Consider the following 25,574-nt stretch of genomic DNA (forward strand, 5'->3'; position numbering starts at 1 on the left):
CCGGCGTGACAGGCCGGCGCTCTAACCAACTGAGCTACACCCGCATCCGTTACCGCCCTGTGGGCTGCAACCGTTCGGTGAAAGGGCAAATAACAGGCTGGCCCCGTCATGGCAACAGGGCAGGCAAAAAAAAACGCCATGAACATGGATGTCATGGCGTTTTGTGGGGGGATGGGGCGGATCAGGCGGGAATTTCCACACCATCAAGCGTCACGGCCACGCCATGCACGGTTGCGGCGACGCGCATGGCGGCCTGGATCTGTTCGGACGTGACGCCCGCTTCGCGCAGCTGGCGTTCGTGGCTTTCCATGCACAGGCCACACCCGTTGATGGCGGAGACCGCCATGGCCCACAGTTCAAAGTCCGCCTTGTCCACGCCGGGATTGGCAATGACGTTCATGCGCAGGCGCGCGGGCATCTTTTCATAATCGCCACCGACCAGATGCACGAAGCGGTAATAGACATTGTTCATGCCCATGATGGCCGCTGCCGCCCGCGCGGCCTGCAAGGCTTCCGGTGACAGCCTGGGGCCATATTCCGCCACCAGCGCGTGTGTGACCGCCGGATTGCGCGATGCGATGGCGGAGGCGATGAACGTGCCGCCAAGCTGCTGGGGCGTCAGCACGAAGTCATTGGCAAGGGAGCCGAGGTTCAGCTTCAGGTCCTTGGCGTAATCGGGCAGGGCGGCCTTTAGGGAGTCGAGGGACATGGGCGGGTTCCGTGTAGTGCCATGGGGAAAGGGGAAAAGGGTGATCACCACCTGTCCCGGTCCCTGCGTGTGGGACAGGGACCGGGACAGGCGGCGTGTGGGCGCCCCGCATGGCGGCAGGGCGTCCGGTCATGCGGGATCAGGCCTTGATGAAGGCGTCGCCCTTTTTCCAGTTGCACGGGCACAGCTCGTCGCTCTGCAGGCCGTCAAGGATACGCAGGATTTCCTGCGGGTTACGGCCAACCGACAGGTCATTGACGCTGACGTGGCGGATGATGCCCTGCGGGTCCACGATGAAGGTGGCGCGCAGCGCGGCGCCTGCCTGCTGGGCCATCACGCCGCAGCTTTCGATCAGCTCGCGCTTGATGTCCGACAGCATGGGGATTTCGAGGTTCTTCAGCTCGGCATGGTTCAGGCGCCAGTTCAGGTGCACGAACGCGCTGTCGATCGACACGCCGTAAACCACCGCGTCACGGTCCTTGAACTCACCGGCCAGCTTGCCGAAGGCCACGATTTCGGTCGGGCAGACGAAGGTGAAGTCCAGCGGCCAGAAGAAGACGACCTTCCACTTGCCTTCGTTGGATTCGTCCGTGATCTGGACGAAATCGCCCTTCAGTCCTTCGGGGCCACCGGGAACGGCGCTCAGGTTAAAGGCGGGAAACTTGTCACCGACTGTCAGCATCAGGGTGATCTCCTGTTGGGTTGTGTGTGGCCGGGACGGATGTGCCGCCCCGCGGGCTGTATCTATGCCGGGGCGGATGCTATCACGCTATTGAATAATTTACATATGCATGATCGGAATGATCGATGCTTCCAATGCCATCCGCGCAGCAGCTGCGTTATCTTGTCACCCTTGCCGAACTGCGTCATTTCGGTCGTGCCGCCAGGGCGTGCGCGGTGACGCAGTCCACGCTGTCCGCCGGGATACTGGCCCTTGAACGCCAGATGGATGTCAGGCTGCTGGACCGTGACGTGGGCAAGAAGGTCGTCTTCACCCCGCTGGGGGACAAGGTGATCGTGCGCGCCCGTGCGGCGCTGGAGGCGCTGCAGGGCGTGCTGGACGTGGCCGTGGCGTCGCGTGAGCCGATGAGCGGCCTGCTGCGCCTTGGTGTCATTCCCACCATCGGCCCCTTCGTCATGCCCGCGCTGGTGCGCAGGCTGCCCGAAGCCTATCCGCAGCTGCGCCTGTCCCTGAACGAGGACATGACCCATAACGTGATGGAAAAGCTGGCGGCGGGACGGCTGGACCTCGTGCTGCTGGCCATGCCGTGTGACTGCGCCGATAGCGAGACATTGCCCCTGTGGCGCGATCCTTTCCTGCTTGTCATGCCGCGCGGGCACGCGCTGGCGCGCCTGCTGGAGGTGCCGGTGCGCAGCATCGCGCATGAGCGCATGATCCTGCTGGAGGACGGGCATTGCCTGCGTGAGCAGACGCTGGCGCTGTGCCGGCAGGTCCGAAGCTGGGGTCAGCCCGAAGACGGGGCCGAATGCACCGTCAGTTCCCTGTACACCATGGTGGAAATGGTCGCGGCGGGCATGGGCCTTGCGCTGCTGCCCCGGCTTGCGGTCGATTCCCCGCTTCTGGCGGGACAGGACCTGGTGGTGCGGCCCGTGACCGGGGCGCAGGCATGGCGCACCATCGGGCTGGCCTGGCGGCCACGTTCGCCCCGCACCGCCGATTTCCGGACCATCGCCCCGTTTTTCGTGCCGGATTCGATCACGGATACGAATTTGGAGGGGAAATGACCCCAGAATCCGGCCCAAGAGTTGACTCTTGGCGCAGGCAAGGGTATTCGGGCGCCTCTTTGGCGGTCTTCCGCCGCTAATCGAGGGTCGGATCATGAAAATCAGAAACAGCCTGAAATCGGCCAAGGTTCGGGACAAGGACTGCCGTGTGGTCCGTCGCCGTGGCAAGGTCTATGTCATCAACAAGAAGAACCCCCGCATGAAGGCCCGTCAGGGCTGATTGCCGGACGGCCTTGACCGTCAGGTTCTTCTTTGGACAGCCGCAAAGCTGCGCAGACAGGTTTTTAATAACCTGTTTCCGCGGCTTTTCGTGCGTACTTCTGATTCTTATGGCAACCCTGCTGGGCCATGGCCCACAGGCCCGTGCGGCCCTGCCGTCACACGGGGTAGACCAGCACGCAGGCCCAGCTGCCGCAGGCACCCACGCCCATGACATGGGCAAGGCGGACGCTGAACCCTCACTGGGGGATCTGGAAACCGAACTGGCGCATGCCGTCAACGTCCGTGGCGCGCGTGACCTGCTGGTCCGGATCGAACGGATACGGCAGAAGGATCTCGCCCCCACCACCAACCTGCTGCTCAAGCGCGCACAGGATGATCTTGATGCCCAGCGCCCATTGGATGCGGTGCAGGACATGGATGACGCCCTGCTGTTGCAGCCGGATGAAGAAGTGCTGTGGCGGAACCGCGCGCAGGCCCGTCTTGCGGCTGCGAATCCTGACGGTGCGGTTGCTGACCTTGGCGTGGCGCTGCACCATGACGGGCGCGACGTGACGGCGTGGAAAATCCTTGAAGAGACCGAGGAACAGCGTGGCGACTGGCAGGCTGCATGGAAAGCGTGGCAGCACGTGCTGCAGCTTGATCCCACCACGCCCGATGCTGATCATGAAACACAGCGTCTGCGCCTGAAGGCTTTCGGGCAGCCGACCTGATCAAGGGATCGGGGCGGATGATCCTGATGGCGTCTGTCCGGGCACAATCCATGCCCATGGCCAGATGGATGACAGCCATGATGGTGTCGGATTTCAGGCAGCCCCGACCTGCACAGCCATCAACAAGGGCAGGATTCTGGTCGATGTCGGCATTTCTGTCCCCGGCAGTCAGGCGAACGGCCCCGGCGCAGGTATCCATGAAAAATTCCGCCTGCAGTCCTGATCTTTCCTGAATATGTCGTTTTCCAGAAAGTCGTGGCCGGGCGTGCATCCTTCCACTCCGGTAGAAAGATGCACGCCAGCGGGGACAGATGGAGACTAGCGATCTGTCAGGCGGAATTCGATACGCCGGTTACGCGCCAGTGCGTCGGGGGTCGTGCCATGGTCCAGCGGCTGGTAATCGGAAAAGCCGGTTGCGGCCAGATGATGCGGGTCGATCCCTTCGGCAATCAGCAGCTTGACCACCGTAATGGCGCGGGCAGATGACAGTTCCCAGTTGCTGGGGAAGGCAGTGTGGATGGGCTGGCGGTCGGCATGGCCATCCACACGCAGGATCCACGGCACATCTGGCGGGATCTGTGCCGCGACCTCACGGAGGGTTCTGGCCAGAATCCTGATTTCCTGCACCCCTTCCGACGACAGTTCTGCACTGCCGACGGGGAACAGCACCTCGCTCTGGAATACGAAGCGGTCGCCGACAATCTGCACACCCTTGTGGTCCTGCATCACGCTGCGCAGGCGGCCAAAGAATTCGGACCGGTACTGCTGCAGCTGCTCAACCTTTTTCGCCAGCGCCACATTCAGCTGCATGCCCAGGTTGCTGATTTTCTGGTCGCGGTCATGCACTTCGTTTTCGGTAACGTCCAGCGCCTCGCTAATGGCGCCAAGCTGCGCGCGCAGCTGCGCCACCTGGTCATCCAGCGCCGTGGCATGGGCCTGTGCACTGTCGCGTTCGCTGGTCTGCTGGTTCAGCTGCGCGGTCAGTGACGTTGCGGTGGCCACGTCGGCGTCATGTGCCTTGTGCAGGCTGGCGACCTCGCCCTGCAGGGCGGTGGTGTGGCTGCGTTCAAGGGACAGCATCTGGCCCAGCTTCGCCACCTCACGCTCAAGCTGGTCAAGGGCCTGCTGGCGCTTGTTCAGCGTGACGGACAGGAAGGCCTGCCCCAGCACGAATACAAGCAGCACGAATATGATGACCATAAGCAGTGTTGACAGCGCATCAACATAGCCGGGCCATGCATTCAGTTCGGAACGGATCGAGCGACGGGAACGACGCGCCATGGGATGAACCTCGGCCTTGGAATACGGTCAGGAAGCGGAGTGGTTCGTTCCGGGGGCGCTTGCGGCAATGGTGCGCGCAAGCAGGCGGAGGTCGTTGCGTATGTCGGTTGCGATCTGCTCCCGTCCCGCCGCGGATTCCTGCACCAGCCGGGCGAGCAGGGATTCGATGCCCTGCAGGTGTTCTTCCCCCCGGCCGTCCGCCAGTTGCGCCAGACGGTCATTCAGCGCGGTCAGCAGGCGCTGTTCCTGCGCGCGGGTTTCCTCGCTGCGGGCCAGCAGCATCTGGAGCTTTTCCATGTTTTCGGCCGTGTGCTCCAGCAGTGCCTGCACATAGGCCGGAACGCTGGCGTCGTTGCCGCCAACCTGCAGCCCGCCTGCCGACAGGCGGGTGATGGTGGCCAGCCATTCTTCCAGTTCATTGAAAAAGCGCGTCTGCGCCTGTCCCGCCGTCAGGTCCAGAAAGCCCAGCACCAGCGCGCCCGCCAGCCCGAACATGGACCCCGAAAACGCCGTGCCCATGCCGTGCAGCGGTCCGGCCAGCCCGGTCTTGAGCTGGTCGAACATGACGTTGGTGTCCCCGCTGCCTACCGACATGTTGCCGATTACATCGGCAATGGAGCCAACCGTCAGCAGCAGCCCATAGAACGTGCCCAGCAGACCAAGGAAGATCAGCAGCCCCGTCAGGTAGCGCGACAGTTCGCGGCCTTCATCCAGTCGCGCGGACAGGCTGTCCAGCAGCGACTGCATGACCGGGGCGGACAGGGTCAGCCTGCGCCCCTTGTCATGGGTGGCCAGCATGGACGCCATGGGGGCCAGCAGGCGTGGCGGCGGCGGCGCGGTCAGCCCTTCACGCGGGTGACGCAGGATGTTGACCCAGCGCACTTCCGGTATCAGCCGCAGGATCATGGAAATGTTCCACCCGATGCCCAGCAGCAGGATGCCGATGATCAGGCCATCAAGGTAAGGATTGTTACAGAAGGCCTGATACAGGGTGGAGGAAAGCAGGGCTGCGACAACCCCGACAGCCAGAAGGAACAGCAGAACCCGTACAAGATAGGTCGTCGGTCGTGTCACGCAGTGGTTTCCTTAACGTGAAGGTGAGCCTGTAGAATTTGAGGCCACCACACCCGAACGGGTGACGTCAATACAATCCGGGCCCGCGCCATGGGCATTTTCATCCGGCAGGCCCACCGCCCGGACATAGATGCGCGTGGGGGCGATCCCCGCGTGCAGCAGCACCGAACGCGCCGCAAGCCCGCGCGACAGCGCAACACGGCGGGGTGTGGACGGATCATCGGCGCGGCCTTCGCCGTAGGCGGCGATGCTGATGTGCTGGTCAGGCAGCTTCTGCATGACTGTGGCAAATGTTTGCAGCGCCGCGATCATGCGGGAATTCATGTCCGCCGACTGCGTGGTGAAGTGCAGGCGCGTGCCGCCGGTAATCCGTTCCGCCCGTCCACGGGCCTGCGGGTCGGCCCTGATCTCGGGCGGCATGGGGAAGGGATGGGTCGGCACATGCAGTTCCGGCGGCCGCAGCACGGGGTTGTCAGGTGGCTTTGTGGCGACTGGCGGCAGGGATGCAATGGCGGCGGGTGACGCAATGGCCGTGGCGGGCGCGTGGCTGCCGGGAATATCACCGCCACCCCTGCTGGCGGGGCCGCTGCCTGCGCTGTTGTCCGGACCGGCGGTCGTGGTGCCGGAAGGGGAGGCGGACATGCTGCCGCCATCGGGCAGGATGGCCGGGCGTCGTGGCGTGCCCAGCGCATCAAGCGCATTCCGGCTGGTCGTGACCTGTGCGTCTGCATCCATGCCGGGAACGGACAGGCCGGCTACGGCAGTACCCAGCATGATCAGCCCACGCAGGGACCAGGGGTGGAAAAGGGGGAATATGTATCGCATCGTGCCCGGCAGGCTACCGGGCGACGGGCGGGGGCGCAATCGGCAAACCGATCAGTCGCCCGCCCGGCAGGCATCAGTCGATGCTGCTGGCCACCAGTTCGCGCAGCGGGCCATGAAGCTGCGGGTTGCCGACCACCGCGTCGATGGATGCGCCAAGGTCGTTCAGGTCAACGCCATGGGGATCGGTCGCGTAGCCGCCCGCTTCGCGCACAAGCAGGATGCCGGCTGCGCAGTCCCATGGCTTGATGCCCATTTCCCAGTATCCGTCATAACGTCCCGCCGCGACCCATGCGAGGTCGAGGGCCGCCGCGCCGAATCGGCGGATACCGGCAACCTGCGGCATGAGCGCGCCCAGCGTGCGCGCAAAGGACAGGCGGTTGCGGGCCGATACTTTGGCGAACGGGATGCCGGTGGCGAACAGGGCCTCGTTCATTGAACGGCGGGCGGAAACACGCAGGCGGCGGTCATTGAGGAACGCGCCAACGCCCTTTTCCGCCCAGAACATTTCATTGGCGGCGGGGTTGTATACCAGTCCGGCCACGATTTCGATCGTGCCATCGGGCAGGCGGCGCTGCAGGCCGATGGAAATGGCCCAGTGCGGGATGCCATGCAGGAAGTTGGTCGTGCCGTCCAGCGGGTCGACCACCCACCGCCACGTCCATCCCTCGTTTCCCGAAGCGCCACTTTCTTCCATCAGGAAGGCATAGCCGGGACGCGCACGGGCCAGTTCTTCGCGGATGGCGGTTTCGGCCCGCAGGTCGGCCTGCGAAACGAAATCGCCGGGGCCCTTGATGCTGACCTGAAGCTGCTCGACTTCATTGAAGTCACGCAGAAGACGGCGTGCGGCCTTCTGGGCAGCGTTCTGCATCACCGTCATATGGGGAGAGAGTCGCATTGCCACGGTGATCGGTCCTGTCTGGTTCGTGCGGTGGAACGGAGGGTTGGGGGATGGAAAGACCGGCCCGGACCGGGGTGGGGACACCCCGGCGGCCGGTGGGGGATCAGGACTTGGCGCGCTCGACGTAGGTGCTGTCCTCGGTGCGGACCACGATGCGCTCACCTGCTTCGATGAAGGGGGGCACCATGGTCTTCACGCCGTTGGACAGGCGGGCGGGCTTGTAGGACGAGCTTGCGGTCTGGCCCTTCACCACGGGATCGGCCTCGACCACTTCCAGCGTGACCTGCGCGGGCAGGACGACGCCCACCGGGTCGCCTTCGACAAGGTTCAGCACCAGCGTCATGTTATCCTGCAGGAACGGGGCCTGGTCACCAAGCAGGTCCAGCGGCAGTAGCAGCTGTTCGAACGTCTCGGGGTCCATCAGCACGATGTTGTCGCCATCCATGTAGGAGTAGGTGTATTCCTTCTCCTCGGTCATCAGGCGCTCAACGGTATCGGCGGTACGCCAGCGTTCGTTGGTCTTGTTGCCGGTCTTGAGGTCGCGCATCTCCACCTGGATGAAGGCGCCCCCCTTGCCCGGGGTGATGATCTGCTGCTTTAGGACCGTCCAGCGACGGCCGTCGTGCTCAATAACCTGTCCGGCGCGGATCAGGTTTGCCTGCTGCTTCATGGTGGTCCCTGTCTGGTTGTGGGAAGTATGGCGGTTCGGCTTCTAGCGCCCCGCGCGCGGAAGGGCAAGGTTGCGGGCTGTCTTTTCGCCCGTGTTTTACCCGCGTTCGCGCGCCAGGCGGTGGATTGTGCCATCGGGCGCCGTCACGCGCAGGTATCCGTCCGGACCCGTCTGCAGGTAGTCGGGCGCGATTGGCACCTTGCCATGGCCACCGGGAATATCAAGAACATAGGTCGGCCATGCGATACCCGTCACCCGCCCGCGCAGGGCGGCCAGAAGGCGCTGTCCCTCGCGGATGGGCACGTGAAAGCGCGCGGTTCCGGGGGCGGGGTCAAGCTGGTGCAGGTAATAGGGGCGGATGCGGGCGGCCACCTGCGCGCGCAGCAGGGCCTCGAGTGCGTCAGGCGTGTCATTCACCCCGCGCAGCAGCACCGACTGGCCCAGCACGGGAATGGCGCGGACCTGCACGCGGCGGATGGCGGCGCGGGCGGCGGGCGTCAGTTCGCGGGCGTGGTTGACATGCGCCACCAGCCACATGGACCGCGTGGTTTCAAGGGCCGCCGCCATATCGTCATTCAGTCGGTCGGGATCGGCCACCGGCACGCGGGAATGGATGCGGATGGTGTGGATATGGTCCATCCCCTCCAGCGCCATCATGATCGCGCGCATGCGGCGGGGCGAGAGCATGAGCGGGTCGCCGCCGGTCATCACGACTTCATGAATGTCCGTATGTGTCCGCAGCCAGTCCAGTGCGCGGGTCAGCGCCGCGTCATCCAGCACGCCGCCGCCGGGGCCGACATGTTCGCGCCGGAAACAGAACCGGCAGTACAGCGGGCAGACCAGCAGCGGCTTGAGCAGCGCGCGGTCGGCATAGCGGTGCACGATTCCCGGCACGGGGGACAGGGCGTCATCGCCAATCGGGTCGGGGTCTTCGGTCGGGTCCGTCTGGCATTCCGCCGGATCGGGTATGACCTGCCGCCCGATCGGGTCATCGGGGGTTTCGATCAGGTTGGCAAAAGCGGGGGGGATGGCGGTGGCGTACTGTCGGGCGACCTGTTCCAGCCCCGGCACCTGTGCCGGGGTAACCAGTCCCGCATCCAGCAGGTCCGTGACGGAGTGCAGCGTGCGCGTGGGGGGATTGACCGGGGGTGCCATGCCGGGGCTGTACTGCGCCCGCCCGTCCGCTGCAACCGGAGATCCCGCCCATGCCCGATTCTGTCGCCCCGCGTCCCGATTCCACCCGCATTGCCGACCGGCTGCCGTTCCTGCTGCGGCGTAATCTCGTGCTGCGGGGAATCCGGGCGTTTTTCGATGCGCGGGGATATGTGGAGGTGGAAACGCCCTATGCCGTGCCGACTCCGGGTGAGGAGGTCCACCTGAAGGTCTTCCGCACCGAACGCGAAGGCGCGGATGGTGCGCGCCAGCCGCTATGGCTGCACACCAGCCCGGAATTCGCCATGAAGCGGATCGTGGCGGCCACCGGCCTGCCGGTGTACCAGCTGGCCCGTGTCTGGCGGAATGCGGAGGGCAGCCGGTTGCATGCGCATGAATTCACCATGCTGGAATGGTATCGCCCCGGCGCCACGCTGGATGCGCTGATGGACGAGACGGAAACCCTTCTGCGCCGCGTCCTGCCGCCCGTGGTACGGGCGGGCGGGGATGAAATCGGCATTGCCGCCCCCTTTGAACGGCTGCGTGTTACGGATGCATTCCATCGCTATGTCGGTGTGGACATTCTGGCGACACAGGGGGATTCCGCGGCTCTGGCCCGGGCCGTAGGCTGTGACCTGCGGCGCGGCGAGACATGGGAAGACCTGTTCTTCCGCCTGATGATGGCGCGGATCGAACCGCATATCGGCCGGACACGGCCCACCTTCCTGACGCACTGGCCCGCCAGTCAGGCGGCGCTGGCCCGCCGTGACCCGGCCGACCCGCGGGTCGCGCTGCGTTTTGAACTGTATGCGGGCGGGATTGAACTGGCCAATGCGTTCGAGGAACTGACCGACAGCGCCGAACAGCGTCAGCGGTTCGAGGCCGACCGCGCGCGACGTCTGGCGCTTTATCCCGGCGAATCCGGTCTGGACTGGCCGATGGATGAAGCCTTCCTGTCCGCACTCGATACCCTGCCGCCATGCGCGGGCATTGCCCTTGGCTTTGACCGGCTGGTGATGCTGGCGGCTGGTACCGGCCGGATCAGCGATGTGCAGTGGATTGGCGAAGGCTGAAGATCAGGAAACCGGTTTCTGGTGACGCTTTTTTCAAAAGAGCTGGTGCCCAAAAACTTCTATTGATTTTTCAATCGGTTTCAGCGGCTGCAATCGCCGCATTCATGGCCAGCACGCCGGCCCCCGGCCCATCGGGATGGGACCATACGGCACTGATGACCGACAGGAAATCCGCCCCCGCGCGCACCAGCGTGCTGCAATTATCGGGGGTGATGCCGCCAATGGCGACCACGGGCAGTTCGATCATGCTGCTCCACCATGTCAGCAGGGCCGGGTCGGCACGGATTTCGGTTTCCTTGGACGGGGAGGGAAAGAACGCGCCGAACGCCACGTAATCAGCTCCGGCTTCCCCCGCGCGCAGGGCCATGTCGCGGCTGTCATAGCATGAGACGCCCAGTTGCAGTTCATCGCCCAGTATGCGCCGGGCCGTGGCCACATCCGCATCTTCCATGCCCACATGCGCCCCGTCGCACCCGCAGGAGACGGCAAGGTCGGGCCGGTCGTTCATGATGAAGGCCACGTCACGCGCATGGGTGACAGGCTGCAGCACGTCCACCGCGCGGCGGATGGTGTCGTCATCCACGTTTTTCAGACGCAGCTGCACGGCGGCAACCGGCCCTGCGTCCAGCGCTTCGGCCAGACGGGGGGCAAAGCTTGCCGGATCAAGGGATTCGGGGGTGATGAGGTAAAGCTGGCAATCGGTCATGTCGGGCTGATCCTATGTCACCATCGGGGTGGGGAACAGCCCCCGCATGCATCTGTACCCCTGGCAGGTGTTTAACAAAAACCGACCTGCGGGCCATAAGGAAGTTTTTGGTAAAGCTTTTTGAAAAAAGCTTCGAAGAGTGCTGCCTTTTTGGGAAAAGGTAGCACCCGGAAACGTTTATCGTTTTCCGGCAGGTTATTGTTATTGAATAATCTTCCTGTCATCGCGCAGGTAGCGCTCCAGCGCCGCCGTAGCCCCGCGCGGCGGCAGGTCCAGCGCATCGGGGCGTTGATCCATCACATGGCCGCCCGTGACCCGCGCCAGGGATGCAAGGGCGTGGTGCTGTGCCGGGGGGACGCGCGCAATGACGTTGCGCAGCCCCGCGCGCAGGGCGGTGGCGGCATATCCTGCCGCCTGACCGCAATCCAGCACGTTCGGCAGCGGGCAGCCCGCCACCAGGGCTGTCCACCACGCCACCCCCATGACGCATCCGGCACCGGGTGGGGAAACCACAGTGCAGTTTACGCGTAACGATGCCGTCACGGTCATGACCAGTCCCAGGTCGTGTGCGCAGGTAATGGTGACGAAAGGGCCGGGGGGCATAGAATGGTCATGTTTGTCGATCATGCTTGACGTTGAAACCGCACCGCGCGATCAGTTCAAGGGGAGGAACGAGGGAAAGGATGAACGTGTCGGATATTATCATGCCACCGGGGCAGGAAGTTGCCCCCGCCCCCGCTCCCCCGGCTGATGGGAAGGACCCGGCGGATCGTCTTGAACTGGCCCTCAACCGTATTGCGTTTGCCCTTGACCGCCGTGCGGAACTGGCGTCCATCGCCGCGCCAGCCACCCCGGCCGTGGACGTGCAGGCGCTGGCGGCCAATATCGATGTTCTGATTGCCCGCGTGCGAGACGTACTGGGTGAAGACGACGCTGACAGCGGGAAGGAATAACGGCCATGAGCCAGGTGACCGTGCGCATCAACGGCTTTTCCTATGCCGTGGGGTGCAAGGAAGGGCAGGAAAAGCACCTGCAGGCCATGGCGCAGGAAGTGGAGCGGCGGATCGACCGTATCCGCGAACTGGGCGGCCATAGCGGGGAGGGACGCCTGCTGGCGCTTGCGGCCCTGCTTATGGCTGATGAGATCCATGACCTGACGGCGGAAAAAATGTCTTCCGACACCGCCCACCAGCTGGCGAAGGGCCGTCAGGCATGTATCGAGAATGAACGCCGCCGCGAGCAGCTTGCGCATCTGGTTGAACGTGCGGAAAGCATTGCAGCCACGATGGAAGAAGACTAGATTGCAGGGGCGGGGCTGCCGGGTGCGTCAGGCATGATTCAACCCCTGGGCCGATAAGCACTTCCTAGGGAGCTGGCACTGTCGTGATCGTGGTCACGTTATCTGGCGCCCACCTGCGTCAGCAGGTCCGGGAGGGCTGATCCGACCAACGGCCATGGCGGCTCCGTATATGTTTTCATGACATCTCTTGATCCCGAGTCGTGGCCTGTCACACGCGCCAAGCAGGCCCTGCGTCACCAGATGACGCGCAACCGGCAGGTTTTTGCAACCAGCCCCACCCGCGCCAGCGTGGAAGAAGCCCTGTGCCACCGTATGGTGCGCGGCCTGCGTGGCATGACCGGGGCAGGGGACTGTATCGCCCTTGTCTGGCCCCTGCCGGGGGAAAGCGACCTGCGTCCGGTCATGCAGGCCCTGCATGCGGACGGGCTGTGCATTGCCCTGCCGGAAACATCGCCGCGGGGCCAGCCACTGGTTTTCCGTCGATGGCAGCCCGATTGCGTGTTGCAGCCGGGGCGTTACGGCACCTTTCACCCCGATGGTCCGCCCATGCAGCCCGATATCGTATGCGTGCCGCTGCTGGCGTTTGACCGGCGCGGCATGCGGCTGGGTTATGGCGGGGGATATTATGACCGCACGCTGGCGCGCCTGCCACGTGCGCGGGCGGTGGGGTTTGGCCTGTCCTTTCAGGAAGTGACATGTATTCCGACCGGCCTGTATGATGTGGCATTGCCCGCGATCGTGACCGAACGTGAATGGATCCGGTGTCGTGGCGACGGGCGTACACGGTAAAAAAGGCTGTTTTCTTGAGAATACTGTTTCTGGGTGACATTGTCGGGCGCGTGGGGCGCGAGGCCGTTATTTCCCGCCTGCCGACCCTGCGGCGCGACCTTGCACTCGATCTTGTGGTGGTGAACGGGGAAAATGCCAGTCATGGTTTCGGCCTGTCGCCCGCCATCGGGCGCGACCTGCTGGAAGCGGGGGCCGACGTCATTACACTGGGGAACCATAGCTGGGACCGTCGTGACCTGATTGGCCATATCGACAGTGAGCCCCGCATCATCCGCCCCGCCAACTATCCGCCCGGCACGCCGGGGCAGGGTAGTGTGGTCGTGGAACTGGTGGATGGCCGCAAGGCGCTGGTTGTCAGCGTCATGGGCCGACAGTTCATGGATGCGATGGATGATCCTTTCCGCTCCGTTACCGATATTCTGTCGCGTCACCGGCTGGGCGTGACCATGCATGCTGCTGTGGTAGACGTTCATGCCGAAGCCACGAGCGAGAAATGGGCCATGGGCCATTTTCTTGATGGACGGGTGTCTCTGGTGATCGGAACCCATACCCATACGCCCACGGCGGACCATCGTATCCTGTCTGGAGGCACCGCGTTCCAGACCGATGCAGGCATGTGTGGCGATTATGACAGCGTGATCGGCATGGGCAAGGACGCGGCCATTGCGCGGTTCGTGCGCAAGATGCCTGGTGATCGCCTGCAGCCTGCTGAAGGCGATGCCAGCATTGCGGGCATGATGGTCGAAACCGATGATGCCACCGGCCTTGCCCGTCGCATGGCCCCGGTGCGGCAGGGTGGCCATCTGGCACCAACACTGCCGGATTTCTGATCCGTCGACCGGGCGCATGCAGGGGCACCGGGAATTGGGGATGGTATCGGGGGGTGATGGTCCGTTACCACCCGGCAGGGAGGGCAGGGCTATTCGTCCGGCCGCTTAGGCTGTGCTGGTTATGCGGCCGCACATGGAAAGCAGGCGTGCGAGTGAATCCGTTATTGCTGACTGATGGGCAGGCATGGATGTCGCGTATGTGCGGACTCCGGGTTCCTCGTCGGAAATAAGAACGGGTTTCTGTTATTGTTCCGATCGCTTTTTTACAAAACAGCGCGCCGTTGCCATGGCAGTCAGGGTATGTGGACGCAGACCGATTGTCGGCAGAATTGACGCATCGGAGCACAGGACATGACCGTCCGACCATCGTTGCAGAAGGTCGTTGACCGGCATCTTCCTCCCGTTATTGCAGTTGCATACCAGAGCCCTGTGTTTGGCTTTTGTCGGTTCTATACGATCTGCTACGCCCAGGTGCTGGCCGCTTCCAAGGGAGACCACACGGATATTGGAGGTGAACATCGCTTGATGGCGGCAGGGTGGGGTCCGAACCAGGAATGACGGGAACTGACAGGTTGGCAGGCAGCGTCGATAATGTTGCGAAATCGCATGGACCCGCGCCGAGCCGATCTGGCAGCGATTGCGTATAACGTTTGCGTGAACGTCAGTGGCTCGGTCCGTCCCAGATTGTATTTGCGGTCCGGCGTTGTATGCCGTGCGATCCGGTCCAAAGCCTCGGCCAGTTCTTCGACGCCGATTGGTTGAATGTTGGGTGGAGCATCCGGTGTCGGGACGACAGGCAGGCGGGCCAGTTTTTCCAGCACTCCGAATACACTTCCACCAGCCCCTGAATAAACGAGGCCGGGCCGGACGATGATTTCGTCCTTGCCCGTCACAAGTCTCTCGATCGCCCATTTGCTGCGCCCGTAATCGTTCGCGGCATCCGGTCCGGCGGACTGGCTGGAAATAAAGATGAAGCGGCCGCGCTTGCCCTGCTGCCTGAGTTGACGATGCTGTTCCAGAAGGCGCGCCGTGCCGGTGTAATCAAGATCGACCATTGCGTCGCGGTCAGAACCGGCTTTCAGCACGCTGCAGGCAAGATGGATGATCACGTCAGCCTGATCGCAGGCTGCAGGGAGTGGTTGTCCCAGGCGCCATTCTGTCGAATTGGGAGCCAGCACCGTAAAGCCATTTTCAGTCAGGTATCTGCAGACACAACGGCCAATAAAACCACGCGCACCCGTAACAGCATAGATCACAATAATACCAATCTTTTATATGATATGTATTCTATTTTGACTCTGTATATCTGATTGAATAAACTTTTGAAATTCAGACAAAATTTTCATAAATTCTATGCGTTTTCCTGAGCATGCCTGTCTGGCTTGCGGATTATCTGCTTAGTATATTCATATAAAATATTTATAAATATAACCTTATTATTTGTAAATATATTCAGATATACCTTGGTTTTCTCCTATGATTCGGTTCCTTACCTTTATATCTACTAAGCATATCGTGCTTTGTAATTCAAAAACAGCAAGATGATTCTGTATTTTTGAATCATTTAATGTTGCGGATTTGTCGCAATTTTTCACTTCATAATACCAAAAGTTATACAGTATATCCATAAAACTATTTATATTTATTCGTATAATAATTCAAAATATTTGTAATATATATCGGTACGATAGTGCCATTCAGGACAGAATCAGGTTATGAATTTGTCTTCCCTGTTATCAGGGGATGAAAAACATCCGGTATGTCAATCATAAACAGACTGATACCAGACATGCGTCTGTTATTTCCATTGAATGGATTGCATTTCGAATTATGACGTATTGAAATTATCTATTTCAGATTCTAATAGACGGGGCGATTTGAATTTCAATATGGATTGAGGAATTATGAAAGGACATGTGAAGTATCTGGATGGAATTAGAGGTATTGCGTCATTAAGTGTTGTTATATTCCATTTTTTTCATGAAGCACTTGGAAGTTTTGTACCTGCTTTTCGGGGCAGGTTTTTCTACACCATATTTGATGGGCATGAAGATGTCATGATTTTCTTCATACTGTCTGGAGATGCTCTGAGCATATCATATTTCAGAAAGAAAATAGAAAAAACAATCGTTTACTCTTTCATAAAAAGATATTTCAGGCTTTTGTTTGTTGTTTTCATTTCGTCGTTTTCTGTCTATCTATTGATGAAGTTGCATATCAATCCATACAGGAAAGCCCAATACATTCTTGATAATAATTCCTGGGTGGGCGAGGGTCTGGATTTTCGTCCGAAATTTTACGACTTTCTGCAGTATTCATTTGGTAAGGTTTTTTTTGGGGATGCCCAGAATAAATACAATATATTTTTGTGGACGATACAATACGAAATGCTTGGGTCTTTTTTGGTAATGCTTTTATGCATTTCCACAAAATATATGAAAGAACCAAAAACATATATACTGGCAACATCCATATGCCTTATCCTTTTTCAGTCCTATGCTGGATTGTTCATGTTCGGTGTCTTTCTATCAATGATGCGGGCGGAAGGATTTTTTGATGGGGAAGGTGATGTTACAAAGAACTTTCTTCTGATATTTTCGCTAATATTCCTTGTATATGTTCCCAATTTCATTCCCAGCATTACGCATAAAGTTGATCCAGGGTATAATATATTCAAGTTCATTTCCTGTCCGTTGATTTTGCTGGTTATATACCGGTCAAAAATGATTCGGGACTTTATTTCAGGAAAATTTTTTATGTTCCTTGGGGAAATTTCTTTTTCTTTATATGGAATACACTATGTGACATTAAAATTTCTGTTTTCTTATTCCGTCAATGAAATTGGGCCTTATGAATATCCATTAATATTGGCAGCCGTAATATGCATATTGATAACTATATATATTGCATACGTCATGTCCTGTTTTGAATCCAGATACATAAATTATGTTAACAGGGCGGCAAAAGTCATTACCAATTAGGTTTGTATTTCTTTGGTGCCTTGAAAGTGGAAAGCGGTAACAATCCGCTGGTTCATCTCTGGGAAGCAATATGCATTCCTCAACATGAAGCACGCGAACGTAATGACATGGAGATATGGACGTAGTGAATGGTGCCCGGAATGTCTGTTGGCATTGCCGTGCAGCAGGGTCAGATAAGGAATGCAGCCTGCATGCAGACGTCATTCCTTATCAATGAGCCAGAGTACGAAATGCCCTTTAGGCGCTGTTTGAAAACAACCTGTCGATCAGGAAAATTTCTGGGTATCACCTTGTTTTATAAAGACGACATTTCCCGAATTTTTTTAAAAAGAGCGTCACCAGAAACGTTCACAGGCGGACTTTCCAGATGGCGGCCTAGCGGAAAGCCGGTTCATCAAACCCGCGCAGCTTGCGTGAATGCAGGCGGTCCACGCCCTGGGCGCGCAACTGCTGCATGGTTTCGATCCCCACTACCAGGTGCTGGCGCACGCGTTCGCGGTAGAAGGCATTGGCCATGCCGCGCAGCTTCAGTTCCCCATGCAGCGGTTTGTCCGATACGCATAACAGCGTGCCGTAGGGCACGCGGAAGCGGAACCCGTTGGCCGCGATGGTGGCCGATTCCATGTCCACTGCAATGGCGCGGGATGTATTGATGCGGGTGAACAGCGCACCAAGCCGCAGTTCCCAGTTGCGGTTGTCCGTTGTCATGACGGTGCCGGTGCGCAGGCGCGTCTTGACTTCGGCATCATGCAGGCCGGTGACGCGCGCGGTCACGTCCTGCAGCGCCATCTGCACTTCCGCAATGGGGGGAACAGGCACCCATGGCGGCAGGTCGTCATCCAGCACATGGTCATCGCGCAGGTAGCCATGCGCCAGCACGTAATCCCCCAGTTTCTGGCTGCGTCGCAGTCCCGCGCAGTGACCGACCATCAGCCAGCAGTGCGGGCGCAGCACAGCCAGATGGTCGGTGATCGTCTTGGCATTGGCAGGGCCGACGCCAATGTTGATCAGCGTGATGCCGTCACCATCGGGGCGGCACAGGTGATAGGCGGGCATCTGCGGCAGGCTCTGGCCCGCATGGGTGGGGGCATGCGGGGTGTTGCGGGTGTGGATGATCTCGCCGGGCTCGACAAAGGTCGTGTATTCCGATCCTGCATCCACCTGCGCATGGCCATAGTCGCGGAACGCATCCACGTAACGCTGGTAATTGGTCAGCAGGATGAAACGCTGGAAATGACGCGGGGCCGTGCCGGTATAATGGTGCAGCCGCGCCAGCGAGTAATCGGTGCGCGCCGCCGTGAACAGCGCCAGTGGCCGCGGCACGCCGGGACGGGGGATATAGTCGCAGTTGGCAATTGAATCATCGGTGACATGCAGGTCCGGCAGCGCGAAATGCGACTGGATCCATGCAAGGTCCGATTCGGTCAGGGAGGTGACCGCTTCTTCCATTACATAGGACAGCGGGATCGGCTGCTTCGACAGTCCGACCATGACCGGGGTCCTGTAATGGCGCAGCAGGCTTTCGATCTGTTCACGCCAGTAATCGGCAAACAGTGCGGGCCGGGTCAGCGTGGTGCCGTAAAATCCCGGCTCCAGAACGACATCAAAGGGCGGTCGCGGCCCATCGGATGGCAGGGCGGCCTGCGGCATGAAGGCCAGGTAGGGATAGACCGCATCCGCAAGGCCCGTCGTGTCACGGGTGGAGAAGGCATGGCGGATCAGTTCTGCCGCATGATCATACAGTTCGGTAATGCGGGCCACGGCGGCATCTGCCGTGTCGAACGGCTGGAAATTACGTCCGACCTGCTGCAGGAGGTGTGCTGTATCCATGGCGGCGGTCCTCTGTCTGCCTGATGCGCCTAGCGGCGGATCAGGATGTAATTGATGGTCAGGTCGATGGGGAACGTATCCCCCTGCATGTCCGGTGGCACCGGCGGCAGCTGCGCATTGCGGAACATGCCCACCGTCGCGGCATCAAGGTAGTACGACCCTGACTGCCCGGTCAGGCGCACCTTGGTCACATGCCCGTCACGGTCCAGTTCCACGTGTACCGAGGAGGGGCCTTCCTCACCCGCGCGGGCGGCTTCCTCGGGGTAGTACATATGGCTGCGGATCCAGCGGTCGAGTTCACTGCCATAATCATCACTGACCCCCTTGATCTGCGTGCTGGAGGAATAGGGGGCGTTGATCTTGCCATTCTTGACCAGCGGGCCAAGCGACAGGTCGATCGGCCCCCCCGTGCCGCCCGCGCGCCCGCGCTGGTTGCGCCGTGGCAGCGGCGATGACGACAGCGACCAGTTGCGTGGATGTTCCAGAGCCCGGTAATCCGTGGCGGAGGACTGGTTATGCGCCTGCTGGGCCGGGTGGTTGCCGTGGCCCGAACTCTGCATGGACGGATTGAACGTGTCGTGCCGTTCGGACTGTGGCACCGACAGGTCGGATGGCGCGTCGCTCAGTGGCGGGGCGGAGGGGACTTCCGGCGTCGGCATGTTGGGGGAAGGGGAGGAATCCTCCTCGCTCTGCTGCGGATTGGGGGTCTTTTCCTGTGCCGTGGGCTGCTGCTGGTCCTGCTGCTGGCGCGGCGCGTTCTGCCCGCCCGCCATGTCGGGCGAGGACTGCCCCTGCAACCCGCTGGAGGTCGGGGGAGAGAAGACCATTTCCACCTGTGGTTCCGACTGCGTGGCATCGGGGGAGCCATGCTGGCTGTGATGGCCGGATTCAATCAGGATGGCAGCCAGAAGGGCCGCGTGCAGCAGCCCCGATATGGCAATGGCCCGGCCGGGACCTGGCGTTTCTTCCGTATCGGGGCGGATCAGGCCCGACATGGTGGGGCGTAGCTTGCGGTAACCCGGCGGCTGCGGCACGACAGCACCCGCCAGCAGCCGTTCACGGTCGGGCGGCTGGTACTGCTCCCCTGCCGTATCGGGGGGCAGGCTGGCGCCGGGCTGTGTGCGGCGCGGGATCAGTACGGGCTCCACGGCATTGCGCCGCCGGGAGGAGGGACTGAGTGTCACCGTCATGAAAGGCTACGGGTCTCCGCCATGTTGGTCTGTTGTCGGGGCCGCGCGCCTGCCTGCCCTGTTATATCGCCAGCATAACTGACGCAGGTGGGGGGTCTGTCAAGGACCGGATGTGTAACGGAAGGCGGTTCAGTACTTTTCCGTGAAATTTTCCAGCAGTTCCGCAAATCTTTCCGGGTTTTCGACATGCAGCCAGTGCCCTGCCTGTTCTATCAGTTCCAGACGGTAGCACGGAAACAGCCGCCGCATGATGGCATAATGCTCCGGGCGGATATAGGGGGAATTGCCGCCCGCCAGGAATAGCGTGGGGCCGGGATAGGTGTAGCCTTCGGGTATGTAGGGCCAGTTTTCCACATTGGGCAGCGATTCCACGATTTCGCGCAGGCCGATGCTCCAGCCGGGATTTTCCCCCACCCGGATGTTCTGCAGCATCAGCGCCCGGACATCGGTGTTGGGAATGTAGTGCTGCAGCAGCCTGTCCGCGCCCGCACGGTTGAGGAAGGGCGGGAATGGCACGCGCAGCATCTGCTCACCCAGCGCAAACTGCCCGTGTCCCGTGCGCGCGGGCGGGATGTCGGCCACCAGCAGGCTGTGCACCATGCCCGGCCGGGTCAGTGCCAGCGTCATGGCCACCTTGCCGCCCATGGAATGGCCCACCAGGGTCGCAGGCAGCGCATTGTGGTGGGCCAGCGTTTCCAGCAGGTCGGCGGCCATGGTGTAATAGTCCATCAGCCCGTGCGGGCTGTCGCCATGGTTGCGCAGGTCAATGGCCAGCGTGCGGCGGGTGGCGGCAAGGCGGCGCTGGAAAAAGCCAAGGTTGCGTGCCCGCCCGAACAGGCCGTGCAGCAGGACAATGGGCGGGCGTCCGGCCGTATCGGGGGTAACGTCTTCAGGTCCGCGCTCAATGACGTTCAGTAGCACCGGCTATGTCCCTATCGTCGTGTCGTATCCGTGGGTAGGTGCTGCAGGTCCAGCATGATCTTGCCCATATGCGTTCCGTTTTCCATGAGTTTATGGGCATCGGCAACCCGCGCAAAGGGGAAGGTGGCATGGATGATGGGACGGATGCTGCGCCGGGCAAGCAGCGGCCACACCCGTTCTTCCAGCTGGCGGGCGATGGTGGCCTTGTATGCGGCGTCACGTGGGCGCAGCGTACTGCCGGTGATCACCAGCCTGCGGGTCATGATGCGCGCCAGGCTGACGCCGTCGGCTTTCGCGCCGCCCTGCAGGGCGATGATGACCAGCCGTCCCGCCGTCGCCAGTGACCGCAGGTTGCCATCCAGATACGCACCGCCGATCATGTCCAGTATGGCGTTTACGCCCCTGCCGTCCGTCAGGTCCTTGATGCGCTGGGGAAAATCCTCGGTCCGGTAGTTGATGGCGGCGGTGGCGCCAAGGGCGGTGCACAGCGTGCATTTGTCCTGTGTCCCCGCCGTGGCATAGACCGTGCCCCCCATGGCGCGCACCAGCTGGATGGCCGTGGTGCCGATGCCGCTGGTGCCGCCATGCACCAGTACGCTTTCCCCCGGTTTCAGGCCGGCCGTCATGAACAGGTTGGACCAGACGGTGAAAAAGGTTTCGGGCAGGGCGGCTGCATGGATGGCGTCGAAGCCCGTGGGCCATGGCAGGCACTGGCCCGCAGGTACGGTGCAGTACCGGGCATAGCCCCCGCCATTGACCAGCGCGCACACCCGCGCGCCGATGGTGGGAAAGCCGTCGGCGGGGACGTCCGGCCCGGTGGCCACGACTTCGCCCGCGACTTCCAGCCCCAGCAGGGGACTGGCCCCCGGCGGCGGGGGATACAGCCCCTGGCGCTGCATGATGTCAGGCCGGTTGACCCCCGCCGCCATGACGCGGACCAGCACGTCCCCCCCGGTGGGCCGTGGCACGGGCAGGGTGGAAATGCACAGGGAATCGGGGCCGCCGGGCTGGCTGAAGGTAATGGCCTGCATGGTATCGGGTATGTGCTGGATCATGGCTGTCCTCGTAAGGCGTGTACGTGCGGCATGCAGGACTCAGGTGTAGGCGATATGGTGGGCAGGACCAGTGTGCATGGTCGGGAATCGAGCAAACGTGTGCACCCCCATTCCGGTTGCCCACCGTGGCGGAGGGGAGCGGATATGAAAAAAGCGCCGGAACCCTGTCGGTCCCGGCGCTTCTGTCTGTCAGGTTCCCCGTGGGGAAACCGGGATCAGACGGAGTAGTACATTTCGAATTCAGCCGGGTGCGGCGTGTGTTCGAACTTGTAGACTTCCTGCCACTTCACTTCACAGTAGCTGTCGATCTGGTCCTTGGTGAACACACCACCGGCCAGCAGGAATTCGTGGTCGGCTTCCAGTGCCGTCAGGGCTTCACGCAGGGAGCCTGCAACCGTCGGAATCTGCTTCAGCTCTTCCGGCGGCAGGTCGTACAGATCCTTGTCCATCGCATCGCCCGGGTGGATCTTGTTCTTGATCCCGTCCAGGCCCGCCATCAGCATGGCGGCGAAGGCGAGGTAGGGGTTCGCGGTCGGATCGGGGAAACGCACCTCGACGCGCTTCGCCTTCGGGCTGGTCGCATACGGGATACGGCACGAAGCGGAACGGTTGCGGGCGGAATAGGCCAGCAGCACGGGCGCTTCGAACCCGGGGATCAGGCGCTTGTAGGAATTGGTGGACGGGTTGGTGAAGGCGTTCAGCGCCTTGGCGTGCTTGATGATGCCGCCAATGTAGTACAGCGCCTCATCCGACAGGTCGGCATAGCCGTTGCCGCCGAATGTGGGCTTGCCGTCGCGCCAGATGGACTGGTGCACATGCATGCCCGAACCGTTATCGCCATAGATCGGCTTCGGCATGAAGGTTGCCGTCTTGCCATAGGAATGGGCGACGTTGTGCACGCAGTACTTGTAGATCTGCATGAAGTCGGCGGAGCGGACCAGCGTGTCGAACTTGGTGCCCAGCTCATGCTGCGACTGCGCGACTTCGTGGTGGTGCTTTTCGATGGGCAGGCCCATCTCGCCCATGGTGGTCAGCATTTCGGCGCGCAGGTCGCCTTCGCTGTCAACCGGGGCCACGGGGAAGTAGCCGCCCTTGACGCCCGGGCGGTGGCCCATGTTGCCTTCGGGATAGTCCTTCAGCGACGCGCCGGGGCCTTCGATGCTTTCCAGCTCGTAGATGCCGAAGTTCGGGCCGGTGCCGAAGCGCACGCTGTCAAAAATGAAGAATTCGGCTTCGGGGCCGAAAAACGCGGTGTCGCCCAGGCCGGTGGACTGCAGGTACTGCTCGGCCAGCTTGGCGGTGGCGCGCGGGTCGCGGTTGTAGAACTGCCCGGTGGACGGCTCGACAATGTCACAGATCAGGATCAGCTGCGGCTTGGCGGAGAACGGGTCCATAACCGCGGTGGTCGGGTCAGGCAGCAGGATCATGTCACTTTCGTTGATGGCTTTCCATCCGGCGATGGAGGAACCGTCAAACATGAAGCCTTCGCGGAAGGTGTCTTCCTCGATCGTGGTGACGTACTGGGTGGTGTGGTGCCACTTGCCACGCGGATCGGTGAAACGCAGGTCAACCATTTCGACCGCGTTTTCCTTGATGATCTCAAAGACCTTCGCAATGGCTTTGGCGGAATGTGACGGCGTGGAGGCCGCGGCCGGGGCCTGTGCTTTTTTTGCCATGTTAATTTACCTGTCCTGACTTTGGTGTGCCGTTCCATGCGGCGCGGCGGCTATGGTTACGGAAACGGAAGGCTGCTGTCGATAGGGCTGCCGCCATGGGACCCATGTTTGCAGTTTGGGCCTCAGACTGCATCGGCGCCGCGTTCGCCCGTGCGGATGCGGATGACCTCGCTGACGGGGGTGACGAATATCTTGCCGTCGCCGATGCGTCCCGTGCGGGCGGCGGCCATGATGGCCTCTATCGCGCGCTCGACCATGTCGTCCGGGCACACGATTTCCAGCTTTACCTTGGGCAGGAAGTCGATGATGTATTCCGCGCCACGATACAGTTCCGTATGGCCCTTCTGTCGGCCGAAGCCCTTGGCTTCCGTGACGGTAATGCCCATCAGACCGATTTCATGCAGGGCCTCCTTCACCTCGTCGAGCTTGAAGGGCTTGATGATGGCCTCGATCTTTTTCATGCTGCTTTGTCTGTCTTCCGTCTCGTGCCGTCTGTCTGGCGCAGGCAGGGTTGCATGGCTTTGGATTTCAGGCAATCGGATGCGAAGGCAAAAATGCACGTGCGCATGCGGGCCGCCATACGCCCGCAGGGACAGGATGATACGATGAAACCCGCCAATTCGCTGCTTTCGGGGCTGCCGACCACCATTTTTTCCGTCATTTCGGCGCTGGCGGTGGAACATCGCGCCATCAACCTTGGTCAGGGTTTTCCCGATACCGAAGGTCCGGCGGACATGGTGGACGCCGCAGCCGACGCCCTGCGTGACGGCCGCAACCAGTATCCCCCCCTTGCGGGGCTGCCGGAACTGCGCGGCGCGGTGGCGCGGTCCAATGCCCGGTTTTATGGAATCGCGGTCGATCCCGCGCGGGAAGTGGTGGTGACCTGCGGCGCGACCGAGGCGATTACCGCCTCCCTCATGGCGCTGGTCAACCGTGGCGACGAAGTGGTGGTGTTCGAACCGTTATACGACACGTACGTGCCGGTGCTGGAAATGCTGGGCGCCGTCGTGCGCAAGGTGCGGCTGGCTCCGCCGCACTGGGACCTGCCGCGCGCGGAACTGGCGGCGGCGTTCGGCCCGCGCACCAAGGCGATCCTGCTGAACACGCCCATGAACCCGACCGGCAAGGTGTTCACGCGCGACGAACTGGAATTCATTGCGGGCCTGCTGGCGCAGCATGACGCCTATGCGGTGTGCGACGAGGTATATGAACACCTGACCTTTGGCGCCGCCCGTCATCTGCCGCTCATGACATTGCCGGGCATGCGGGAACGGACGATCCGCATTGGCAGCGCGGGCAAGAGTTTTTCCATGACGGGATGGAAGGTCGGGTATGTTACGGCGCCCGCGCCACTGGCGGACCTGGTGATGAAGGCGCACCAGCTGCTGACCTTTACCGTGGCCCCCAACCTGCAGCGCGCGGTGGCGATGGGACTGGACAAGGATACAGCCTATTTCCACCAGCTGGCGGATGGCATGCGGGGCGCGCGCGACACGCTGGCGGACGGGCTTGCGCGCGCGGGCCTGTCGGTGCTGCCGTCGGATGGCAGCTATTTCCTGATTGCCGACATCGCGCCGCTTGGCTTTGCGGGTGATGACGTCGCGTTCTGCCAGCAGATGATCCGTGACGTGGGGGTGGCCGCGATTCCGGTCTCGGCCTTCTATGACAGCCGGGGGACGGATATTCCCGCCCGTTATGTCCGTTTTGCATTCTGCAAGAAGGCGGAGGTGATTGCGGGAGCTGTCGCGCGCCTGCAATCCGTGCGGGAACGGTTGTGCGCAGGAAATCTTGCGGAAATTCAAAAACGGTAGTTGACGCGCGTGCGCAGTTTCTCTAAATGACTGCGCAGTTGTGGCGGACGTAGCTCAGTTGGTAGAGCGCCGGTTTGTGGTACCGGTTGTCGCGGGTTCAATCCCCGTCGTTCGCCCCAACCCTT

At 61.4% G+C, this 25,574-nt stretch carries 27 protein-coding genes, 1 tRNA gene and 1 other RNA gene; 12 read left to right on the forward strand and 17 right to left on the reverse strand.

Annotation, left to right across the window (positions count from 1 at the left end):
• Positions 1-181: 181 nt before the first annotated feature.
• Both B7449_RS06970 and B7449_RS06975 read right to left on the reverse strand, forming a co-directional pair.
• Positions 182-709 (reverse strand): carboxymuconolactone decarboxylase family protein, encoded by a 528-nt coding sequence (locus tag B7449_RS06970; protein ID WP_039733170.1) that lies wholly within the window; start codon positions 707-709, stop codon positions 182-184.
• Positions 710-848: 139 nt separating this feature from the next.
• Positions 849-1,391 (reverse strand): peroxiredoxin, encoded by a 543-nt coding sequence (locus B7449_RS06975; RefSeq protein ID WP_010516099.1) that lies wholly within the window; start codon positions 1,389-1,391, stop codon positions 849-851.
• 125 nt (positions 1,392-1,516) lie between these two features.
• On the opposite strand from B7449_RS06975, the gene B7449_RS06980 reads away from it, so the two are divergent.
• From B7449_RS06980 to B7449_RS06990, 3 genes are all read left to right on the forward strand, one after another.
• On the forward strand, positions 1,517-2,455 hold the full coding sequence (locus B7449_RS06980; protein WP_039733156.1) for a hydrogen peroxide-inducible genes activator: 939 nt from the start codon (positions 1,517-1,519) through the stop codon (positions 2,453-2,455).
• 94 nt (positions 2,456-2,549) lie between these two features.
• Positions 2,550-2,675, forward strand: coding sequence for a type B 50S ribosomal protein L36 (gene ykgO / locus B7449_RS06985; protein ID WP_003617324.1), 126 nt, complete (start codon positions 2,550-2,552; stop codon positions 2,673-2,675).
• Between the two features lie 109 nt (positions 2,676-2,784).
• Positions 2,785-3,387, forward strand: coding sequence for a tetratricopeptide repeat protein (locus tag B7449_RS06990; RefSeq protein ID WP_235721123.1), 603 nt, complete (start codon positions 2,785-2,787; stop codon positions 3,385-3,387).
• Between the two features lie 318 nt (positions 3,388-3,705).
• Here B7449_RS06990 and B7449_RS06995 read toward each other — a convergent pair whose 3' ends face one another.
• The 6 genes from B7449_RS06995 to B7449_RS07020 form a co-directional block, all read right to left on the reverse strand.
• The gene (locus B7449_RS06995; protein ID WP_039733157.1) at positions 3,706-4,668 is read right to left on the reverse strand and encodes a peptidoglycan -binding protein; all 963 of its coding nucleotides are present in this window, start codon (positions 4,666-4,668) and stop codon (positions 3,706-3,708) included.
• A 27-nt stretch (positions 4,669-4,695) separates the two neighbouring features.
• Entirely contained in the window at positions 4,696-5,742 is a 1,047-nt protein-coding gene (locus B7449_RS07000) for a hypothetical protein (protein ID WP_039733158.1), read from the reverse strand.
• A 12-nt stretch (positions 5,743-5,754) separates the two neighbouring features.
• On the reverse strand, positions 5,755-6,516 hold the full coding sequence (locus B7449_RS07005; RefSeq protein ID WP_235721122.1) for an OmpA family protein: 762 nt from the start codon (positions 6,514-6,516) through the stop codon (positions 5,755-5,757).
• Positions 6,517-6,640: 124 nt separating this feature from the next.
• Positions 6,641-7,462, reverse strand: coding sequence for an inositol monophosphatase family protein (locus B7449_RS07010; RefSeq protein WP_039733161.1), 822 nt, complete (start codon positions 7,460-7,462; stop codon positions 6,641-6,643).
• Positions 7,463-7,568: 106 nt separating this feature from the next.
• On the reverse strand, positions 7,569-8,135 hold the full coding sequence (efp, locus tag B7449_RS07015) for an elongation factor P (RefSeq protein ID WP_010516092.1): 567 nt from the start codon (positions 8,133-8,135) through the stop codon (positions 7,569-7,571).
• Positions 8,136-8,231: 96 nt separating this feature from the next.
• A complete protein-coding gene (locus tag B7449_RS07020) occupies positions 8,232-9,290 on the reverse strand; it encodes a lysine-2,3-aminomutase-like protein (protein WP_039733162.1) in 1,059 nt (352 codons plus the stop codon).
• Positions 9,291-9,340: 50 nt separating this feature from the next.
• On the opposite strand from B7449_RS07020, the gene epmA reads away from it, so the two are divergent.
• On the forward strand, positions 9,341-10,360 hold the full coding sequence (gene epmA / locus B7449_RS07025) for an EF-P lysine aminoacylase EpmA (protein ID WP_039733163.1): 1,020 nt from the start codon (positions 9,341-9,343) through the stop codon (positions 10,358-10,360).
• Between the two features lie 70 nt (positions 10,361-10,430).
• On the opposite strand, the gene thiE is transcribed toward epmA, so the two are convergent.
• Both thiE and B7449_RS07035 read right to left on the reverse strand, forming a co-directional pair.
• Positions 10,431-11,066, reverse strand: a complete 636-nt coding sequence (gene thiE / locus B7449_RS07030; RefSeq protein WP_039733164.1) for a thiamine phosphate synthase — start codon at positions 11,064-11,066, stop codon at positions 10,431-10,433.
• Between the two features lie 201 nt (positions 11,067-11,267).
• Positions 11,268-11,669 carry a hypothetical protein gene (locus B7449_RS07035; RefSeq protein ID WP_039733165.1) on the reverse strand — a complete coding sequence of 134 codons (402 nt, stop codon included), beginning with the start codon at positions 11,667-11,669 and terminating at the stop codon, positions 11,268-11,270.
• 80 nt (positions 11,670-11,749) lie between these two features.
• Between B7449_RS07035 and B7449_RS07040 the strand changes: the two genes are divergently transcribed.
• From B7449_RS07040 to B7449_RS07060, 5 genes are all read left to right on the forward strand, one after another.
• On the forward strand, positions 11,750-12,019 hold the full coding sequence (locus B7449_RS07040; RefSeq protein WP_039733166.1) for a hypothetical protein: 270 nt from the start codon (positions 11,750-11,752) through the stop codon (positions 12,017-12,019).
• A 5-nt stretch (positions 12,020-12,024) separates the two neighbouring features.
• On the forward strand, positions 12,025-12,366 hold the full coding sequence (locus tag B7449_RS07045; protein WP_039733167.1) for a cell division protein ZapA: 342 nt from the start codon (positions 12,025-12,027) through the stop codon (positions 12,364-12,366).
• Between the two features lie 9 nt (positions 12,367-12,375).
• Positions 12,376-12,534: non-coding RNA, 6S RNA (ssrS, locus tag B7449_RS07050), on the forward strand.
• Between the two features lie 9 nt (positions 12,535-12,543).
• On the forward strand, positions 12,544-13,155 hold the full coding sequence (locus B7449_RS07055) for a 5-formyltetrahydrofolate cyclo-ligase (RefSeq protein ID WP_039733168.1): 612 nt from the start codon (positions 12,544-12,546) through the stop codon (positions 13,153-13,155).
• Positions 13,156-13,169: 14 nt separating this feature from the next.
• Positions 13,170-13,985: a TIGR00282 family metallophosphoesterase gene (locus tag B7449_RS07060; RefSeq protein ID WP_039733169.1), complete on the forward strand. Its 816-nt coding sequence runs from the start codon at positions 13,170-13,172 to the stop codon at positions 13,983-13,985.
• 461 nt (positions 13,986-14,446) lie between these two features.
• On the opposite strand, the gene B7449_RS07065 is transcribed toward B7449_RS07060, so the two are convergent.
• Positions 14,447-15,241, reverse strand: a complete 795-nt coding sequence (locus B7449_RS07065; RefSeq protein ID WP_158003707.1) for an NAD-dependent epimerase/dehydratase family protein — start codon at positions 15,239-15,241, stop codon at positions 14,447-14,449.
• A gap of 648 nt (positions 15,242-15,889) precedes the next feature.
• On the opposite strand from B7449_RS07065, the gene B7449_RS07070 reads away from it, so the two are divergent.
• Positions 15,890-16,966, forward strand: coding sequence for an acyltransferase family protein (locus tag B7449_RS07070; RefSeq protein WP_082084795.1), 1,077 nt, complete (start codon positions 15,890-15,892; stop codon positions 16,964-16,966).
• A 375-nt stretch (positions 16,967-17,341) separates the two neighbouring features.
• Here the strand turns inward: B7449_RS07070 and B7449_RS07075 are convergent, their stop codons facing one another.
• The 6 genes from B7449_RS07075 to B7449_RS07100 form a co-directional block, all read right to left on the reverse strand.
• Positions 17,342-18,796 (reverse strand): AMP nucleosidase, encoded by a 1,455-nt coding sequence (locus tag B7449_RS07075; RefSeq protein WP_039733298.1) that lies wholly within the window; start codon positions 18,794-18,796, stop codon positions 17,342-17,344.
• A 29-nt stretch (positions 18,797-18,825) separates the two neighbouring features.
• Entirely contained in the window at positions 18,826-19,986 is a 1,161-nt protein-coding gene (locus B7449_RS07080) for an energy transducer TonB (protein WP_039733297.1), read from the reverse strand.
• Between the two features lie 129 nt (positions 19,987-20,115).
• Positions 20,116-20,907: an alpha/beta fold hydrolase gene (locus tag B7449_RS07085; RefSeq protein ID WP_039733296.1), complete on the reverse strand. Its 792-nt coding sequence runs from the start codon at positions 20,905-20,907 to the stop codon at positions 20,116-20,118.
• An 11-nt stretch (positions 20,908-20,918) separates the two neighbouring features.
• Positions 20,919-21,962 carry an NAD(P)H-quinone oxidoreductase gene (locus B7449_RS07090; RefSeq protein ID WP_199858425.1) on the reverse strand — a complete coding sequence of 348 codons (1,044 nt, stop codon included), beginning with the start codon at positions 21,960-21,962 and terminating at the stop codon, positions 20,919-20,921.
• A 215-nt stretch (positions 21,963-22,177) separates the two neighbouring features.
• Positions 22,178-23,638 carry a type I glutamate--ammonia ligase gene (glnA, locus tag B7449_RS07095; protein WP_039736534.1) on the reverse strand — a complete coding sequence of 487 codons (1,461 nt, stop codon included), beginning with the start codon at positions 23,636-23,638 and terminating at the stop codon, positions 22,178-22,180.
• A 122-nt stretch (positions 23,639-23,760) separates the two neighbouring features.
• Positions 23,761-24,099: a P-II family nitrogen regulator gene (locus B7449_RS07100; RefSeq protein WP_010514608.1), complete on the reverse strand. Its 339-nt coding sequence runs from the start codon at positions 24,097-24,099 to the stop codon at positions 23,761-23,763.
• Positions 24,100-24,243: 144 nt separating this feature from the next.
• Between B7449_RS07100 and B7449_RS07105 the strand changes: the two genes are divergently transcribed.
• Complete coding sequence (locus B7449_RS07105) at positions 24,244-25,449, forward strand: aminotransferase (protein ID WP_039736139.1); 1,206 nt, start codon at positions 24,244-24,246, stop codon at positions 25,447-25,449.
• Positions 25,450-25,492: 43 nt separating this feature from the next.
• A tRNA-His gene (locus B7449_RS07110) sits at positions 25,493-25,568 on the forward strand.
• Positions 25,569-25,574: the final 6 nt, after the last annotated feature.

Origin of the sequence: Komagataeibacter intermedius TF2 (assembly GCF_000964425.1) — a bacterium.
GTDB classification, from domain to species: Bacteria; Pseudomonadota; Alphaproteobacteria; order Acetobacterales; family Acetobacteraceae; genus Komagataeibacter; species Komagataeibacter intermedius.